Raw genomic sequence first — 16,717 nt, 5'->3', positions numbered from 1 at the left:
TGCCGCTCCTCCCTCCTCGCCCAAGATCGCCCGCATGCCCCGCACCAAGCTCACGCTCGAATATGACGGCACGCCCTTCGTCGGCTGGCAGCGGCAGGCGGAGGGGCTGTCGGTGCAGGGGGTGCTGGAGGACGCCGTCTTCGCCTTCACCGGCGAGCGGCCGGGGGTGCGTGGCGCCGGGCGGACGGACGCCGGCGTGCACGCGACGGGACAGGTCGCCCACCTCGACCTTTCCCGCGACTGGCAGACCGACCGGATCCGCGACGCGCTGAACGCGCATCTGCGTCCGCACCCGGTGGCGGTGCTTCTGGCCGAGCGGGTGGCGGACGATTTCGACGCGCGCTTCTCGGCGATCGGCCGGCGCTACCGCTACCTGGTGCTCGACCGCCGCGCGCCGCCGGCCCTCGACCGCCACCGCGTCTGGCACGTGCCGCGCCGGCTCGACGCCGATGCGATGCACGCGGCGGCGCAGGGGCTTCTCGGCCGACACGACTTCACCACGTTTCGCGCCGCCGCCTGCCAGGCGAACAGCCCGGTGCGGACGCTCGACGTGCTGTCGGTGACGCGCGACGGCGACCGCATCGCCGTGGAGGCGGCGGCGCGCTCGTTCCTGCACAATCAGGTGCGCTCGCTGGTGGGATCGCTGGTGCAGGTCGGCGAGGGCCGCTGGAGTGCAGCCGACCTGCGCGCTGCCCTCGACGCCCGCGACCGCGCCCGCTGCGGCCCGGTGGCCCCGCCCGACGGGCTGTATCTGACCGGGGTGGTGTATCCGGGGGCGGGTGAGGTGGTGCCGGAGGCGGGAGCCGACGGAAAGGAGTGAGGCGAACGGCCAGCGGGCCGGTGGCAGCAGGGCGGCCCGAAGGCAGGGCAAAGGGCTGGGTCGTCGCCGGGGCAGCCCGGAGGCCGGGCGTAGGGTCAGGTGGCCGCAAAGGCGGCCCCCAACACAAGGTCATTCCCGGCCTTGTGCCGGGAACCCATGCAACGCCGGCAAAGTCGCCGACGCCGGGATCGGGGAGAGGGATGGGTTCCCGGCACAAGGCCGGGAATAACTACCGAGGGGGAGGCGCAGAACGGCGAAGGCGAGGTGCGGACGCCGAACGGGAGGCGGGGGAGCCAACGGGCGTGCACCGGAGCGGGCGCCTTTTTGCTCGGCCGCCCCTCAGTGCCCGCCGCCGCCCTGTTTCGCGAAGGCTGCCTTCTGCTCCGGCGACGCCTCGGTCTGGTGCTTTGCCCGCCACTCCTCGTAGGGCATGCCGTAGACGAGCTCGCGGGACCGGTCCTTGGTCATCTCGATGCCCTTCGCCTCGGCGGCCTCGCGGTACCAGTTCGACAGGCAGTTGCGGCAGAAGCCGGCGAGATTCATCAGGTCGATGTTCTGCACGTCGGTGCGCGTGTTGAGATGCTCGAGCAACCGGCGGAAGGCGGCCGCCTCGAGCGCCGTGCGGGTGGTCTCGTCGAGATCCGTCATGGGTGGCCTCCTCGCCCGGGGGTCTTCTCGCTGCGTCAGATCAGGCGTCGACGGGCAGCGCGCCCGCCCGTGATCCGTAGTGGCGCACTGTGCCCATTTCGGGGTCGGCGCGAAGCTCGCACGTGATCGGCTCGAGCCGCGCCGCCCAGGCCTCGGCGCCCGCTTCGTCGGCGATGAGGTCCTGGCGGACCTCGACGAGGACGTGCGGGAAGCCGCGGGCACTGCCGTGGACGTAGAGCGTGTCGTTGCGCAGCGCCCCGTCATAGGGCTCGTTGTCGCCGACGACGAGGGTGGGATCGCGCTCGAAGGCACGGATCATCGCGATCGCCGCCCGCGGGTCGGTGTCCCACAGCATGCCGACGTGCCATGGCCGCGGCGTGCCGCGCCAGACAGGCGTGAACGAGTGGATGGAAACGATCAGCGGCACCAGGCCCTGCGCCGCCATGACGTCGAGTTCGGCCTTGATGGCGGCGTGGTAGGGGCGATGGAAGCGGGCGATCCGCGCCTCGCGCTCCTCGGCCGTGTGGCGGGCGTTCGCCGGCACGACGGCGCCGTCCGACAGCCGCATGATCAGCGTCGGGTCGTCGTCGCCGCGGTTCGGGTCGATGAGGAGGCGGGAATAGGTGGTGAGCAGTGCGGGGGCGCCGAGGCGGCGGGCGAGGCCGCGCGTCACGGCGGCGGCGCCGATGTCGTAGCCGATGTGCCGCTCGAGCTCGCGCCGGTCTAGTCCGAGCGTGCCGTACTCGGGCGGCAGGGCGTTCGAGGCGTGGTCGCAGAGGATGAGGATGCCACAGGCGGGGTCGCCGTCGATGCGCTCGACGGGCGGGAAGGCGTCCGGGGTTACGGCTGTCACGGCGGCTCTCGGCAACGGGTCGCACGGCGGGAAGGGCGAACCATAGTGACAGCGGCGGCCGCGTGCCATAGCTATCCCGCCCCCTTTCACGCCCCGCTGCGGCGGACGCCCTCCTCCCCTGGAACCCGACGATCCTGCCGTGACGAGCGCCGAACCCGCCCGCCCCCATTCCGCTCCGGCGGCCCGCGCCATCGCCGCCTATGCGGCGCTGGTCGGGGGCGCGCTGGCGATGGGCATCTCGCCGGTGTTCGTCCGCTTCGCCGAGGTCGGGCCCTACACGAGCGCCTTCTGGCGCGTCGGGCTTGCACTGCCGCTCCTGTGGATCTGGGCGCGTCTCGACGGCGGCTCGGCGCCGTGGCGGCCGGCGACGGTGGTGGCCGGGGTGATGTTCGCCGGCGACCTGTTCTTCTGGCACCTCGCGATCTTCAACACGACGATGGCGAACGCCACCCTGCTGGCGACGCTGGCGCCGGTATGGGTGGCGCTCGGCTCGAGCCTGCTGATCGGCGAGCGCGTCGAGCGGACGACCATCTTCGGCATCGTGCTGTGCGTGGCGGGCGCCGTCGCCCTCGTCGGGGCGAGTTGGAGCTTCGCGCCGGAGCGGCTCCTGGGCGACCTCTACGGCGTCATCACCTCGGTGTTCTTCGGCGCCTATTTCCTGGCGGTCCGCGTCGCGCGCCGCACGACTCCGTCGGGCCTGCTCTTGTTCCGCTCCTCGCTCGTCACGGCGGCGATCCTGCTCGCCTCCGCCCTGACGCTCGAGAACGACCTCTGGCCGGCGACCCTCGCCGGCGCCGGCGCCCTGTTCATGCTCGCCTTCGTCAGCCACGTCGGCGGCCAGGGCCTGCTCGCCTACGCCCTCGGCCACCTGTCGGCGGCGTTCTCCTCGCTGGTGATCTTCCTCGAGGCGGTGGCGGCAGCGGTGCTGGGCTGGCTGGTGTTTTCCGAGGCGCTGTCGCCCTTGCAGGCGATCGGCGGCGCCACCATCCTGGCGGGCATCTGGATCGCCCGGCCACGGCCCCGCCCCCTCACGAATCAGTGAAATCGCCTCTTGATCCGACGCATCGATGCCGCAATCCTCCGCGACACGTTCGCTCCGCCGTTCCCTGGCGGCCCCGTTCCAGTCCAGCGTCGCCGCCGGTTTTCCACCGGTCGGACGGCTTTGGACCGCGTGACGGCGGCCATTCGTTGACAAAGACAGACGAAGCGCGCATGTACCAAATAAGCCATTTCCGCAGGTCGGATGACACGATGAAAATGGGCGGCTTCACGGGAAGGGGAACCCGTCGCCGAGGCCACATCGCAGGCTTCATCACCCTTTCGCTCGTCGGTTTCGGTGCCGTGCTGGCCGGGACGGTGCAGGCCCACGCGGACTTCCGCCTCTGCAACAAAACCGCCGGCAACGTCGGCGTCTCCATCGGCTACAAGAACGAAGCGAGCTGGGTCACCGAGGGATGGTGGAACATCCCCGGCAACAGCTGCGAAGTGGTCGTCAGCGGCCCCCTCAACTCCCGCTACTTCTACATTTATGCCGTCGACTACGACAACGGTGGCGAGTGGGGCGGCCAGACGTTCATGTGCACGCGCGGCAAGGAATTCACCATCGAGGGAACGGAAGACTGCCTCGCCCGCGGGTTCGAGCGCACCGGTTTCTTCGAGGTCGACACCGGCGACCAGCGCAACTGGACCGTTCAGCTCACCGAGAAGCCGACGAGCGGGACCGGCGGCCAATGAAGCGCGAGCGGCGGGCGAAGATCCTCGCCACGCTCGGGCCAGCCTCCTCGGAACGGGACGTCATCGAGCGGCTCTGGCGCGCCGGCGCCGACTGCTTCCGCATCAACATGAGCCACACCAGCCACGAGGCGCTGCGCCGCCTCGTCGGGCTGATCCGCGAGGTCGAGAAGACCGTCGGCCGCCCCATCGGCATCCTCGCCGACCTGCAGGGGCCGAAGCTGCGCATCGGCCGCTTCGCCGAGGGACCGGTGACGCTGGGCGACGGCGCCACCTTCGTGCTCGACAGCGACGACAAGCCCGGTGACGTCGGCCGGGTGTACCTGCCGCATCCCGAGATCCTGCGCTCGCTCGCCCCCGGCCACCGCCTGCTGCTCGACGACGGCAAGGTCCGGCTCGTCGTCACCAAGGCCGGCCCGAAGCGCGCCGTCACAAAGGTCGAGATCGGCGGCAAGCTCTCCGACCGCAAGGGCGTCAGCTGTCCCGACACGACGCTGCCGGTGAGCGCGCTGACGCCCAAGGACCGCAGCGACCTCGACGCGGCTCTCGATGCCGGCGCCGACTGGATCGCGCTTTCCTTCGTGCAGCGCCCGGATGATCTCGCCGAGGTGCGCAAGATTGCCCGCGGCCGCGCCCTGGTGATGGCGAAGATCGAGAAGCCGCAGGCGATCGAGCGGCTGGACGAGATCATCGAGCTCGCCGATGCGCTGATGGTGGCGCGCGGCGACCTCGGCGTGGAAATGCCGCTCGAGGCGGTGCCGGGCCTGCAGAAGCGCATCTCGCGCGCCGCCCGCAAGGCCGGCCGGCCGGTGGTGGTCGCCACCCAGATGCTGGAATCGATGATCTCCGCACCGGTGCCGACGCGCGCCGAGGTGTCGGACGTGGCGACCGCCGTCTTCGAGGGCGCCGACGCGGTGATGCTGTCGGCCGAGTCGGCCGCCGGCGCCTTCCCGGTGGAGGCGGTTGCGACGATGAACCGGATCGCCGAGGCGGTGGAGCGCGAGAGCGTCTATCGCGGCATCCTGCAGGCGCAGCGGCCCGAGCCGGAGGCGACCGGCAACGACGCGATCTGCGCCGCTGCCCGCCAGATCGCCGAGACGCTGAACGTCGCCGCCATCGTCTGCTACACGGCGAAGGGCACGACGGCGATGCGGGCCGCCCGCGAGCGCCCGGCCTCGGCGCTGATCGGCCTCTCGCCGGTGCCGCAGACGGCGCGCCGGCTGTCGCTGGTCTGGGGCGTCCACGCCGTCGTCGGCGACGACGCCCGCGACCCGGAGGACATGGTCGAGAAGGCGAACCGGGTCGTCGTCGCGGAAGGCTTCGCCAAGCCCGGCCAGCGCATCCTAATCATGGCCGGCGTCCCGTTCGGCACCCCCGGCGCGACCAACCTGCTCAGGCTCGCCTTCGTCAGCGCCGACGGGTCGTCGGGGGGATAGTGGAAGCCGACGTCTCCGTGGGGGCGCCCTCACCCCTAGCTGACGCCTCGCCCGCGGCCCCCCTCCCTACCCTCCCCCGCGAGGGGGGAGGGTTTCCGTCGTTCTTGTGGCAATCCAGTGCCCCAACTGAATCGCGAACCCTCCCCCCTCGCGGGGGAGGGCTGGGAGTGGGGGCCGACAGGCACATCCTCTCCGTCGCACGCAGGAGCCCCACCGCATGTTCCCGACGCCGAAGCCGTTTCTCGTGCCGAACACCTACGCCTTCGAGGCGGAGCCGATGGTGAAGCCGACGGGGTTTCGCGAGTACGACGCGCGCTGGCTGTTCGGCTCCGAGCTCAACCTGATGGGGGCGCAGGCGCTGGGGCTCGGGCTCGGCACGCTGATCCACGAGCTCGGCGTCAGGCCCGAGCTCGTCACCGCCCACGACTACCGGTCCTATTCGGCCTCGATCAAGCAGGCGCTGGTGAACGGCCTGATGGCGGCGGGCATCGAGGTGCACGACATCGGCCTCGCGATGACGCCGATGGCCTATTTCGCCCAGTTTGCGCTGGACGTTCCGTGCGTCGCGATGGTCACCGCCTCGCACAACGAGAATGGCTGGACGGGCGTCAAGATGGGGGCGAGCCGGCCGCTCACCTTCGGGCCCGACGAGATGGGGCGGCTGAAGGAGATCGTGCTGACCGGCGCCTTCCAGACGCGGACTGGCGGCGGCTACCGCTTCGTCGAGGGTTTTCGCGCCCGCTACATCGACGACCTGACCAGCCGGCCCAGGCTGAAGCGGCGGGTGCGCGCCGTCTGCGCCTGCGGCAACGGCACGGCCGGGGCGTTTGCGCCGGAGGTGCTGGAGCGGCTCGGCGTCGACGTGGTGCCGCTCGACACCGAGCTAGACTACACCTTCCCGCGCTACAACCCGAACCCCGAAGACCTGCACATGCTGCACGCCATGCGCGATGCCGTGCTGGAGACGGGCGCCGACGTCGGCCTCGGCTTCGACGGCGACGGCGACCGCTGCGGCGTCGTCGACGACACCGGGGCGGAAATCTTCGCCGACAAGGTCGGCGTCATGCTCGCCCGCGACCTCGCCCACGAGCACCCGGGTGCCCGCTTCGTCGTCGACGTGAAGTCGACCGGGCTGTTCGCCACCGACCCTGTGCTCGCGGCGGCCGGCGCGACGACCGACTACTGGAAGACCGGCCACTCGCACATGAAGCGGCGGGTGAATGAGACCAAGGCGCTCGCCGGTTTCGAGAAGTCCGGCCACTACTTCTTCAACGCGCCAATCGGACGCGGCTACGACGACGGGCTCGTTTCGGCGATCGCCATCCTCGACATGCTCGACCGCAACCCGGAGAAGTCGCTGTCGGACCTCGAGCGGGCGCTGCCGAAGACGTGGGGCTCGCCGACGATGTCGCCGCACTGCGCCGACGAGGTGAAGTACGCGGTGGCGGAGCGGGTGCTGGCGCGCTTCGAGGCGCTGCAGGCGGCCGGTGCGCCGGTCGGCGGCCAGCCGATCGCGAGCCTCGTCACCGTCAACGGCGTGCGGGTGACGACGGAGGACGGCACCTGGGGCCTGGTGCGGGCGTCGTCCAACAAGCCGGAGCTCGTGGTGGTCGTGGAGAGCCCGGTGTCCGAGGCACGGATGCGGGAGATGTTCGCAGCGGTGGACGGCGTGCTGCGCGAGAACGCCGAGGTGGGGGCGTACAACCAGACGATCTGAGGGCGGCGCTCCCATGACTACAACTTTTAGATGCAATGTAATCAGATATGTCAATTTTTGGTTGCGTGACCCTTCCGATAGGCTTTTAATCCCGATCTCACGGTGCCAAGCGCCGGGGGCCAGCGGGGGAGGCTTTCGAATGTCGGAGACAGCAGCTACCAGCGCGGAACATCAGGCGACCATCGCCCTCGCACACGCCAAATCGCAGCGGACCTTCGGTTTCCTGGTCCTCGGCGCCTCGTTCGGGCTGCTCGCCTTTGTCGCAATCTATACGCTTATGACGAAGGCTTTCAGCGCTGAGCTTGTGTTCACGACTATAACAACCCTCGTCGGAACCTGGGTGGGAACGCTGCTCGCCTTCTTCTACTCCCGTGAAAACTTCGAGTCGGCTTCGCGATCCCTGCAGCAGACGATCCAGCGGCTGACGCCGGACGATAAGCTCCACGGGGTGAAAGTCGTCGACAAGATGATCCCGCGCGGGGAGATGACCACCTTCGACCTGAAGGCGGATCAGGACTTGAAGACCGTCCCCCTGGCGGAACTCGAGGCGCTACTGGTGAAGGCCAACGTGACGCGACTGCCGATCCTGAACGCCGACGGCAGCGCCGCCGCGATGGTCCACGGCTCTCTCATCGCGCAGTTCCGCTCGCCGCCGGAGGTGGACACACAGACGGCACCCGATCCGGCGGCAACCCTCGGCGATCTCATGAAGCGGGTCGATTTCGGCGAGAAGGTCACGCGGCTCGGGTTCGTGGGTCGCGATCGCAGCCTGCGTGACGCCAAGGCGGCCATGAATGCGCAGCCCAAGTGCAAGGACGTGTTCGTGACCGCCACCGGCGGCGCGAAGGAGCCGGTCGTCGGCTGGGTGACAGACACCAGTATTCTCCTCGCCCTCGACAATTGAGCACGTTCGCGCGCCGAACCACGCGCGGGCGGCGTCAGCCTGTACCTCTGCCATCGCGAGGCGAGGCGGTCCTCGCGCCCGATCCGCTCCAGTCGAGAAGGACCGCTGCGACGGCCCCTGGCGACGTCTGGAGCAGCATGTGCGGTCCCTCGACGACCCGGAACGCGACGGTCCGGTGGCGGCCGAGATCACGCTTCGCCCACCAGAGCGGGACGAGGCGATCCCCGCGCCCGTGGATGGCGAGAACAGGGCAGGCAAGGCCGGCAAGCATCGTGGCCGTATCGGTCTCGAAGACCGCTCGCAGGCGGCGCTCCACCAGTCGTGGCGAGAGCGACCGGACTTGCCGCAGCAGTTCGTCGCGCATCGCCGGCGGCGTGCCGGAGCTCGTGAGGACGAACTCTATGACACCTGCCGGAGAGCGGGAGGCAGGGGCCCACCGGGCGAGGGTCGCAAAGGCCCGGGGCACCGGCAGGTGCGTGAAACTGGAGACGAGCACGACGGCTGCGACGCGGCCGGGCGCCGCGGCCGCCAGCATCACCGCCAGCGGCCCGGAGAAGCTCTCGCCGAGAACGATACTGCTGCCGGGCGGCAGCCGCGCGATCACGAATGGCAGAAGGTCGTCGTAACCCCACCGACGATCGGGCGGATAGGCAAGCGGCGTCGGCTCGAGGAAGTCCGAGACGCTATCGCTGAACGGTCCGAACAGCCGGCCGGACCCGTCGAGACCGGGCAGCAGGACGAGCCGTCGCTGAAGCAAGCCTGGCCTCCACTCCCCCGACAACCCCCCGTTAACCCTGTCGCAGCCCCGCGGCGGCGATCTGGCGGCCTTAACGTGCTGGCAAGGGGCGGCGGCGAGGATGCTGCACGGCTCCGGGGCAGACCGCAACGACGGCGACGGCGCCAGAGGTCGTGGATGCACGAGCGCAAGACAGGGATCAGGGGCATGCAGGCCCGCGTCAAGCCGGTGACCGCCCAGCGCGCGACGGCCGAGTTCGGCCTCGTCGCCGGATTGATCGCGACCGCCATCCTGGTGGCGCTGGTCGCCGTCGGCGGCCCGATCGTCGACCTGATGGGCTACCTCTTCTGAGGCCCTGACGGCCCGCTGCGCGGGCCTGAGCACGCTCCCCCTCCCCTCCCCGTCCAGCGGCCCATCGCAGGCCCTCCCCGTCCCGGCCGAGCGCACCGCGGCTTCCTCTGCCCGGTCCGCGATGCGCGACGGCGCTTGCCGAGGGGCCGCCCGCTTTCTACCTTCCGCCGCGACACGCCCTCCCCGCCGCGCCGGAACCCGCCCCATGCCAGACTGCTTCGCCCCGCCGACCGCCGATGCGGTCCCCGTCCATGCCGTGCGCCCGGACGGGATCGAGGCGCTGGCGGCGCGGCTGCCGCCGGCCGCCGCCGCCTGGCTCGCCGCCACCGGCTTCGAGGCCGGCGCCGGGGCGGTCGTGGCGCTGCCGGGCGAGACCGGCCGGCCGGTGGCCGCGGTGCTCGGTCTCGGCAAGCCGCAGGCCGCCGGGCGCATCCCCGCCGTCGACCCGCTCGCCGCCGGTGTGCTCGCCACTGCCCTGCCGGCCGGCACCTACACGCTCGCGTCCGGCTTCGAAGATCCGGCGGCCGCGGCCCTCGCCTTCGCGCTCGGCTCCTACCGCTTCGAGCGCTACCGCAGCCGCCGCAAGACGGCGCCACGGCTCGTCCTGCCGGAGGGCGCCGACGGGGCGGAGATCGCCCGCATCGCCGATGCGGTCTTCCGCGGCCGCGATCTCGTCAACACGCCGGCGAACGATCTCGGGCCGGCGGAGATCGCCGACGCCGTCCGCGCGCTGGCCGAGCGCCACGGCGCCGATTTCGAGACGATCGTCGGCGAGGACCTGCTCGCCCGGAACTTCCCGCTCATCCACGCCGTCGGCGCCGCCAGCACGCGGGCGCCGCGCCTCGTCGACCTCACCTGGGGCAATCCGGCGCACCCGAAGGTGACGCTGGTCGGCAAGGGCGTCGCCTTCGACACCGGCGGCCTCAACATCAAGCCCGACGCCTCCATGCTCCTGATGAAGAAGGATATGGGCGGCGCCGCAGCGGCGATCGCGCTCGCCGACATGATCATGGACGCCGGCCTGCCGGTGCGGCTCAGGCTGCTGGTGGCGGCGGTGGAGAATTCGATCTCCGGCAACGCCTTCCGGCCGGGCGACGTCTATCGGAGCCGCAAGGGCATCACGGTCGAGATCGGCAACACCGACGCCGAGGGCCGCCTCATCCTCGCCGACGCACTGGCGCTGGCCGACGAGGAGGCGCCCGAGGTGATCGTCGACTTCGCGACGCTGACCGGGGCGGCGCGGGTGGCGCTCGGGCCCGACCTGCCGCCGCTCTATACCGACGACGACGGCTTCGCCGAGGCGCTGCTGGCGGCCGGCACCGCCGTCGGCGACCCGCTGTGGCGGATGCCGCTGTGGCGGCCCTACGAGAAGATGCTCGACTCCAAGGTGTCCGACATCAACCACATCTCCGGCGGCGCCTTCGCCGGCTCGATCACCGCGGCGCTGTTCCTGTCGCGCTTCGTCGAGAAGGCGAAGACCTGGGCCCACCTCGACGTCTTCGCCTGGGTGCCGTCGGCGAAGCCCGGCCGGCCGGAGGGCGGCGAGGCCCATTCGGCACGCGCCCTCTACGCCCTCTTCAAGGCGCGCTACGGGGCGGGCGCTTGAGCGCTGTGGACGGCGCGGCGCGGCGCGGCATCGGCCCGCATCTGAAGGTCGGCATCGGCGTCGCGGCGCTGGTGTTCATCGTCGACCTCGCCACCAAGCTCTGGGTGCTCGACGACCTGGCGCTGGAGGCGACCGGTCCGATCCGGATCACGCCGTTCCTCGACTTCGTGCTGGTGTGGAACCGCGGCGTCTCCTACGGGCTGTTCCAGCAGGATTCCGACCTCGGCCGCTGGCTGCTCGTCGGCGTCACCGTCGTCGCCACCATCGCACTCGCCACCTGGATGGTGCGCACGACGAGCCGGCTGTCGGCGATCGCCCTCGGGCTCGTCGTCGGTGGTGCTGTCGGCAACGGCGTCGATCGCGTCGTCTACGGCGCCGTTGTCGATTTCGTTCATTTTCATGTGGCAGATTTCTCGTGGTACGTGTTCAACGTCGCCGATGCGGCGATCGTCGCCGGGGCGGCGCTGATCGTGCTCGAGGCGCTGCGCGGCGGACGAACGGGCGAGCGGGCGGACGGACGGGACTGAGCGGTCCCAAAGCTGCCGCAAAACCGGTGTCTTGATGGCGCCGTCGAATCCCGGCGTCGCAAGCGTCGGAGAAGAGTACGTCCGGCGCCGTTGGCGCTGCGGTGGACGAAGCGGAACGGTGAAGTCCGGCATGGCGATCACGAAGACGACCCGCGCGCTGACGACCCGTGCGCTCGCAATTCTCGCCCTCGGCGGCCTCGCTGCCGGCTGCGTCGGCGGGCCGCAGGATTATTACGACGACGGCACGTCGGCGCAGACCCAGGAGGGCCAGCCGCTGATGCATCGGCTGCTCACCGGCGCCGGCATCGTCGATCCGCCGTCCAATTCGATCCAGTATGCGCCGCGCTCACCGATCGTCGTGCCGCCCTCGACGGACCTGCGTCCGCCGGAATCGAGCCCCGGCGCCACCGCCGGCACGGAGTGGCCGACGAACCCGGAGGAAGTCGCGGCGGCGTCGCGCGCTGCCGGCCAGAAGGATCCGGGAGAGGTGCTGCGCGAGGCGATGCACTCCGGCGACCGCCTGACCTCGGCGGAAGTCCAGGCCGGCCGCATCCCGGGTGGTGGCCTGGCGGGGGCACAGGCGTACAATACGGATTCGACGAAGCGCACCGGCGGGGAACGCCTGACCCAGACCGAGTTGCAGACGCTGAAGGTGAATTCGCCGAGCTCCGGTGGCCCGGACATCGGCCAGGCGCCGACGCGTAAGTACCTGATCGAGCCGCCGGAGGAGTATCGCACCCCGGCCGCGACGGCGGCGATGCCCGCCGACCCGACGGAAGGCAAGCCGGTCAATGACGGCATCGGCGATCCGCGCATGGCGAACCGCCAGATCCCGGGCGTCGCCGGCAACTGACCAGCTTCGTTCCGACGTCGGCAACGCGTCGCGAGATTCGGGACCTTAGACGGCCCTGCTTCGGCCCACCGTCGAGCGACAGGTCCCGACGGTCGCGGACACCGGATGCGTTGTCCGGCCTGCGATGACTTGCCGCCAGCGTCAACCGGTCGGCTGCCCGCCGCCGTCGTCGGGCGGAAGATGAGCGTGCGTCCCCTCGAGGCGCGACCGATGCGCCGCGACCCGCAACATTACCGAATGTTCAGTGGTCGCCGCCGATCCGGCGCCTATACCGTTGGCCAAGGACGCGCGCCGCGCCGCCCAAATGGCGGCCGTGTACCGCACCGTCCCCTTCCGCGTGGAGAGATCGCCCCGTGACGAATCCCATCCGCCGCCTCGCTGTGGTCGCCCTGCTGGCGACGGCGCCGTTCGCCTTTTCCGGCCTGTCAGGCCCCGGCTTCGTGCCGTCGCTCGCGTTCACCAGCGCAGCTTTCGCCGCCGCCGAGATCGCCCCCGCCGCCGAGAGCTTCACCCTCGACAACGGCCTGCAGGTGGTGGTCATCCCCGACCGCCGCGCCCCCGTCGTCACCCACATGGTCTGGTACAAGGTCGGCTCGGCAGACGAGCAGCCGGGCAAGTCGGGCATCGCCCACTTCCTCGAGCACCTGATGTTCAAGGGGACCAAAACTCATCCCGAGGGCATGTTCTCGAAAGCCGTCGCCGACGTCGGCGGCGAGGAGAACGCCTTCACCTCGAACGACTACACCGCCTATTTCCAGCGCATCGCCAAGGAGCAGCTGCCCCTCGTCATGGGCTTCGAGGCCGACCGCATGGCGAACCTGGTGCTCACCGACGAGCAGGTTCTGCCGGAGCGCCAGGTGGTGCTGGAGGAGCGCTCGAGCCGCACCGATTCCGAGCCCTCCGCCCAGCTGGGCGAAGCCCTCGACGCCGCGCTCTGGGTCAACCATCCCTACGGCGTGCCGGTGATCGGCTGGCGCTCGGAGATCGAGCAGCTCAACCGCGACGACGCGATCGCCTTCTACGACCGCTACTACACCCCCAACAATGCCGTCCTCGTCGTCGCCGGCGACGTCGATGCGTCCGAGGTTCGCAAGCTCGCCGAGGAGACCTACGGCAAGGTGGCGCGGCGCGCCGAACCCGGCCCGCGCATCCGGCCGCAGGTGCAGTCGCTGCCCGCCCAGCGCGTCGTCACGCTCTCCGACGAGCGCGTCGCCCAGGCGAGCACGCGCATGGCCTGGACCGCCCCGAGCTACGCGACCGGCGAGCCTGGCGAGGCGGAGGCGCTCGAGGTGCTGTCCGAGGTCCTCGGCGGCGGTTCGACCAGCCGGCTCTATCGCCAGCTCGTCCGCGACGACGGCCCGGCGGTGTCGGCCGGCGCCTATTATCGCGGCTCCAATCTCGACGATGGCGAGGTGACCCTCTACGCGGTGCCACGCGATGGCCAGACGGTCGAGGCGATGGAAGCGCGCCTGCTGGCCGTGCTCGCCGACGTGGCGGCGAACGGCGTCACCGACGAGGAACTGGCGCGGGCGAAGCGCACGATCGTCGCCGACGCGGTCTATGCCCAGGACAGCCAGTCCACCCTCGCCCGCATCTTTGGCGTCGCGCTGACGACCGGCGGCACGGTGGAGGACGCCAAGACGTGGCCGTCGCGCATCGAGGCGGTCAACGCCGACGCCGTGAAGGCCGCGGCGCAGCGCCTCGACCCGGATCGCGCCGTCATCGGTCGGCTGCTGCCCAAGGCGGCCGCCACCGCCGCCGACGGCGGCGGTGAAGGCCCGGCGACGCCGCCGGCCGCCACGCCGTCGAAGTCGTGACGCAATCCCGTTTCCGCACGCATCGGATGATCCTCATGTCCAACATCGTGCATCTCGTCTCCCGTCTCGCCCGTCCGGCGACGCGCGCGGCGCTGCCCGTCATGGCCGCCGCCTTCCTGTGGGCCGGCCCCGCCGCCGCCATGACCATCGAGAAGGTGGTCAGCCCCGGCGGCATCGAGGCCTGGCTCGTCTCCGACGACACCGTGCCGCTGATCGCCATGGACTTCGCCTTCGACGGGGCCGGCTCCGTCCAGGACCCCGAGGGCAAGGAAGGCGTCGCCAACCTCTTGTCGACGATGCTCGACGAGGGCGCCGGCGACCTTGATTCCGGCGCCTTCCAGGCCCGCCTCGCCGACCTCAACGTCCGCCTGTCGTTCGACGCCGGACGCGACGCCTTCCACGGCGAGCTGACGACGCTGTCGGAGAACCGCGACGCCGCCTTCGATCTGCTGCGCCTCGCTTTGACCGCGCCCCGCTTCGACGCCGAGCCGATCGCGCGGATGCGCACCCAGGCGATCTCGTCGCTGCGCCGCAGCGAGCGGGACCCTGATTCGATCGCCGGCCGCCTGTGGGCGTCGACGGCCTTCGCCGGCCACCCCTACGGACGCCCGGCGAACGGAACCGAGGCGACCGTCACGGCCCTCGGCCGCGACGACCTCGCCGCCTTCCATGGCCGCGCCTTCGCCCGCGACAACCTCGTCATCGGCGTCGTCGGCGCGATCGACGCGGCGACGCTCGCACCCCTCCTCGACAAGACCTTCGGGGGCCTGCCGCAGACGGCGGAGCTGACGCCGGTGCCGCCGACGGCGCCGAAGTCGGGCGCCCGCGCCGAGGACACCTTCGAGAGCCCGCAGACGGTGATCCGCTTCGGCGGCCCGGGGCTCTTGCGCAGCGACCCGGACTTCATCCCGGCCTTCGTGATGAACCACATCCTCGGCGGCGGGACCTTCACCTCCTGGCTGTTCGAGGAAGTGCGCGAGAAGCGCGGCCTCGCCTACTCGATCTACACTTACCTGCTGCCCTACGATCAGGCAGGCGTGTTCGCCGGCGGCACCTCCACCAGCGCCGACAAGACCGCCGAGGTGGTCGGGCTGATCGAGACGGAAGTGCGCCGGATGGCCACCACCGGCCCGAGCGAGCAGGAGCTCGCCGACGCCAAGCGCTTCCTCACCGGCTCGTTCCCGCTGCGCTTCGACTCGTCCGGCAAGATCGCCTCGCAGCTCGTCGGGCTGCAGCTCGACGGCCTCGACGCCAGCTACATCGACGAGCGCAACGCGCTGATCGAGGCGGTGACGCTCGAAGACCTGCGCCGCGTCGCCAAGCGCCTGCTCGACGCCGGCGACCTGACGGTGGTGACGGTCGGCCCGAAGGCGTCCTGACGGGGCGTCAGACGCCTGAGACTGGTGATGTGAAGGGGCGTCTCCACCGGAGGACGCCCCTTTCTTTGATGTGTCGACGGACCGTCTTGCGCCGCTGGCCGTGAGGCGCCCACACTCGCCGCCGCAATGCTTGTGGTAGCGGCCGCATGTCCCTCGATCTCTATCTCGGCTTCGTGGCGGCGGTGCTGGTGCTGGTCGCCATTCCGGGCCCGAACGTCGCGCTCATCGTCGCGAACGCCCTGGCGCGCGGGCCGCGCGCGGGACTGGTGACCGTGGCCGGCACCTCGGCCGCGATGGTCCTGCAACTGGCGCTGGTCGTCGCGGGGATGGCGACGGCGATGACGGTGCTGGCCGACATCTTCGAATGGCTGCGCTGGATCGGTGTCGCCTATCTGGTCTTCCTCGGCGTGCGCCTCTGGCGGGCCCCGGCGGGCGACCTTGCGGACGTGGGACCCTCGGCGCGTCCTGACCGCGCGGCGTTCCTGCGCGGCGTGCTGGTGTCGTTCACCAACCCGAAGACGCTGCTGTTCTACGGCGCCCTGCTGCCGCAGTTCGTCGAGCCGTCCGAGCCCGCCGGACCGCAGCTCGTGCTGCTCGCTGCGACGTTCGTGATCGTGGCAGCGGCGGGCGACTCGCTCTGGGCCGTCTTCGCGGGACGCGGCCGTCGGCTACTCGCGGGGCGCGGGCGACTGCGCAACCGGCTGACGGGCGGGGCGCTGATCGGCGCGGGGCTCGGCCTCGCCCTGGCGCGCCGCGGCTGAGGGCGTGGCCCCGCCAATCAAACCTCCTTGCGGTAGAACACCCGCTCGAAGCCCGCCTGGGTACCGCGGTGGGTCTCCCGCCAGCCGAGGTGGCGGTAGAAGGTGAGATTCTCGTGCATCACGAGATTGGTGCAGAGCCGGAGCGCCGGAAAGCCACGACGGCGCGCTTCCGCAGCGGCGAAGTCGAGTAGGGCGCGGCCATGGCCGCGGCCGTGCGCCGCCGGGTCGACACCGAGGGTGTCGACATAGAGGACGTCCTCCTCGTCGACGAGCACGATGACGCCTTCGACGGGGCCTTCGCCACTGCCCCGTTCCGCGGCCGGGCCGTCGCTCGCTCCATTCAGCCGCTCGCCGCCCGCAGTCCCCACCGGATCGCCCATCCGCACGAACGCGGCGCCGGCGGCGATGAAGGCGGCATAGTCGTTCTTCATCACCCCCGGCGGTCGGCCGAGACGCGGGATGTAGGGGGTGAACGCGGCCGAGATGATGCGCTCGATGGCGGCGAGATCGCCCGGCTCCGCCCGCCGGATCTTCGGGTCGATCTCGTCCGGCGCTGCGCCTGCCCGCGTCATGGCGTG

General features: G+C 71.0%; 17 protein-coding genes. 13 read left to right on the top strand and 4 right to left on the bottom strand.

Annotation, left to right across the window (positions count from 1 at the left end):
• The first annotated feature begins 34 nt into the window (after positions 1 to 34).
• Positions 35 to 820 carry a tRNA pseudouridine(38-40) synthase TruA gene (gene truA, locus RUR49_RS03600; protein ID WP_409144919.1) on the top strand — a complete coding sequence of 262 codons (786 nt, stop codon included), beginning with the start codon at positions 35 to 37 and terminating at the stop codon, positions 818 to 820.
• Positions 821 to 1,159: 339 nt separating this feature from the next.
• Here truA and RUR49_RS03595 read toward each other — a convergent pair whose 3' ends face one another.
• Together RUR49_RS03595 and RUR49_RS03590 are read right to left on the bottom strand one after the other, a co-directional pair.
• Entirely contained in the window at positions 1,160 to 1,468 is a 309-nt protein-coding gene (locus tag RUR49_RS03595) for a DUF1244 domain-containing protein (RefSeq protein ID WP_409144918.1), read from the bottom strand.
• A gap of 40 nt (positions 1,469 to 1,508) precedes the next feature.
• On the bottom strand, positions 1,509 to 2,321 hold the full coding sequence (locus tag RUR49_RS03590) for an N-formylglutamate amidohydrolase (RefSeq protein WP_409144917.1): 813 nt from the start codon (positions 2,319 to 2,321) through the stop codon (positions 1,509 to 1,511).
• A 139-nt stretch (positions 2,322 to 2,460) separates the two neighbouring features.
• On the opposite strand from RUR49_RS03590, the gene RUR49_RS03585 reads away from it, so the two are divergent.
• The 5 genes from RUR49_RS03585 (at position 2,461) to RUR49_RS03565 (ending at position 8,109) form a co-directional block, all read left to right on the top strand.
• Entirely contained in the window at positions 2,461 to 3,363 is a 903-nt protein-coding gene (locus tag RUR49_RS03585) for a DMT family transporter (protein ID WP_409144916.1), read from the top strand.
• A gap of 215 nt (positions 3,364 to 3,578) precedes the next feature.
• Positions 3,579 to 4,055, top strand: coding sequence for a DUF1036 domain-containing protein (locus RUR49_RS03580; RefSeq protein WP_409144915.1), 477 nt, complete (start codon positions 3,579 to 3,581; stop codon positions 4,053 to 4,055).
• Complete coding sequence (gene pyk / locus RUR49_RS03575; RefSeq protein WP_409144914.1) at positions 4,052 to 5,488, top strand: pyruvate kinase; 1,437 nt, start codon at positions 4,052 to 4,054, stop codon at positions 5,486 to 5,488. Before RUR49_RS03580 ends, pyk begins: the two co-directional genes overlap by 4 nt.
• A 217-nt stretch (positions 5,489 to 5,705) precedes the next feature.
• On the top strand, positions 5,706 to 7,205 hold the full coding sequence (locus RUR49_RS03570; protein ID WP_409144913.1) for a phosphomannomutase/phosphoglucomutase: 1,500 nt from the start codon (positions 5,706 to 5,708) through the stop codon (positions 7,203 to 7,205).
• Positions 7,206 to 7,344: 139 nt separating this feature from the next.
• The gene (locus RUR49_RS03565; protein ID WP_409144912.1) at positions 7,345 to 8,109 is read left to right on the top strand and encodes a hypothetical protein; all 765 of its coding nucleotides are present in this window, start codon (positions 7,345 to 7,347) and stop codon (positions 8,107 to 8,109) included.
• A gap of 34 nt (positions 8,110 to 8,143) precedes the next feature.
• Here RUR49_RS03565 and RUR49_RS03560 read toward each other — a convergent pair whose 3' ends face one another.
• On the bottom strand, positions 8,144 to 8,866 hold the full coding sequence (locus RUR49_RS03560) for an alpha/beta fold hydrolase (RefSeq protein ID WP_409144911.1): 723 nt from the start codon (positions 8,864 to 8,866) through the stop codon (positions 8,144 to 8,146).
• A 186-nt stretch (positions 8,867 to 9,052) separates the two neighbouring features.
• Here RUR49_RS03560 and RUR49_RS03555 point away from each other — a divergent pair, with 186 nt between their 5' ends.
• The 7 genes from RUR49_RS03555 to RUR49_RS03525 all read left to right on the top strand — a co-directional run bounded on the left by RUR49_RS03555 (position 9,053) and on the right by RUR49_RS03525 (position 16,139).
• A complete protein-coding gene (locus RUR49_RS03555; RefSeq protein WP_409144910.1) occupies positions 9,053 to 9,196 on the top strand; it encodes a hypothetical protein in 144 nt (47 codons plus the stop codon).
• 205 nt (positions 9,197 to 9,401) lie between these two features.
• Positions 9,402 to 10,802 carry a leucyl aminopeptidase family protein gene (locus tag RUR49_RS03550; RefSeq protein ID WP_409144909.1) on the top strand — a complete coding sequence of 467 codons (1,401 nt, stop codon included), beginning with the start codon at positions 9,402 to 9,404 and terminating at the stop codon, positions 10,800 to 10,802.
• Between the two features lie 5 nt (positions 10,803 to 10,807).
• Positions 10,808 to 11,329 carry a signal peptidase II gene (lspA, locus tag RUR49_RS03545; RefSeq protein ID WP_409144949.1) on the top strand — a complete coding sequence of 174 codons (522 nt, stop codon included), beginning with the start codon at positions 10,808 to 10,810 and terminating at the stop codon, positions 11,327 to 11,329.
• Positions 11,330 to 11,459: 130 nt separating this feature from the next.
• Positions 11,460 to 12,182, top strand: coding sequence for a hypothetical protein (locus RUR49_RS03540; RefSeq protein WP_409144908.1), 723 nt, complete (start codon positions 11,460 to 11,462; stop codon positions 12,180 to 12,182).
• A 353-nt stretch (positions 12,183 to 12,535) separates the two neighbouring features.
• The gene (locus RUR49_RS03535; RefSeq protein ID WP_409144907.1) at positions 12,536 to 13,999 is read left to right on the top strand and encodes a M16 family metallopeptidase; all 1,464 of its coding nucleotides are present in this window, start codon (positions 12,536 to 12,538) and stop codon (positions 13,997 to 13,999) included.
• Between the two features lie 35 nt (positions 14,000 to 14,034).
• Positions 14,035 to 15,378, top strand: coding sequence for a M16 family metallopeptidase (locus tag RUR49_RS03530; RefSeq protein WP_409144906.1), 1,344 nt, complete (start codon positions 14,035 to 14,037; stop codon positions 15,376 to 15,378).
• Between the two features lie 146 nt (positions 15,379 to 15,524).
• Positions 15,525 to 16,139 (top strand): LysE family translocator, encoded by a 615-nt coding sequence (locus tag RUR49_RS03525; RefSeq protein WP_409144905.1) that lies wholly within the window; start codon positions 15,525 to 15,527, stop codon positions 16,137 to 16,139.
• Positions 16,140 to 16,156: 17 nt separating this feature from the next.
• Here RUR49_RS03525 and RUR49_RS03520 read toward each other — a convergent pair whose 3' ends face one another.
• A complete protein-coding gene (locus RUR49_RS03520) occupies positions 16,157 to 16,711 on the bottom strand; it encodes a GNAT family N-acetyltransferase (protein WP_409144904.1) in 555 nt (184 codons plus the stop codon).
• Positions 16,712 to 16,717 lie beyond the last annotated feature (6 nt).

The sequence above is a fragment of the Pseudoxanthobacter sp. M-2 genome, from assembly GCF_046156265.1.
In the GTDB taxonomy this organism is placed as follows: Bacteria; Pseudomonadota; Alphaproteobacteria; order Rhizobiales; family Segnochrobactraceae; genus CAMDHY01.
Note: the sequence above shows the minus strand (reverse complement) of the source record. Positions and strands in the feature narration are given on the sequence as shown.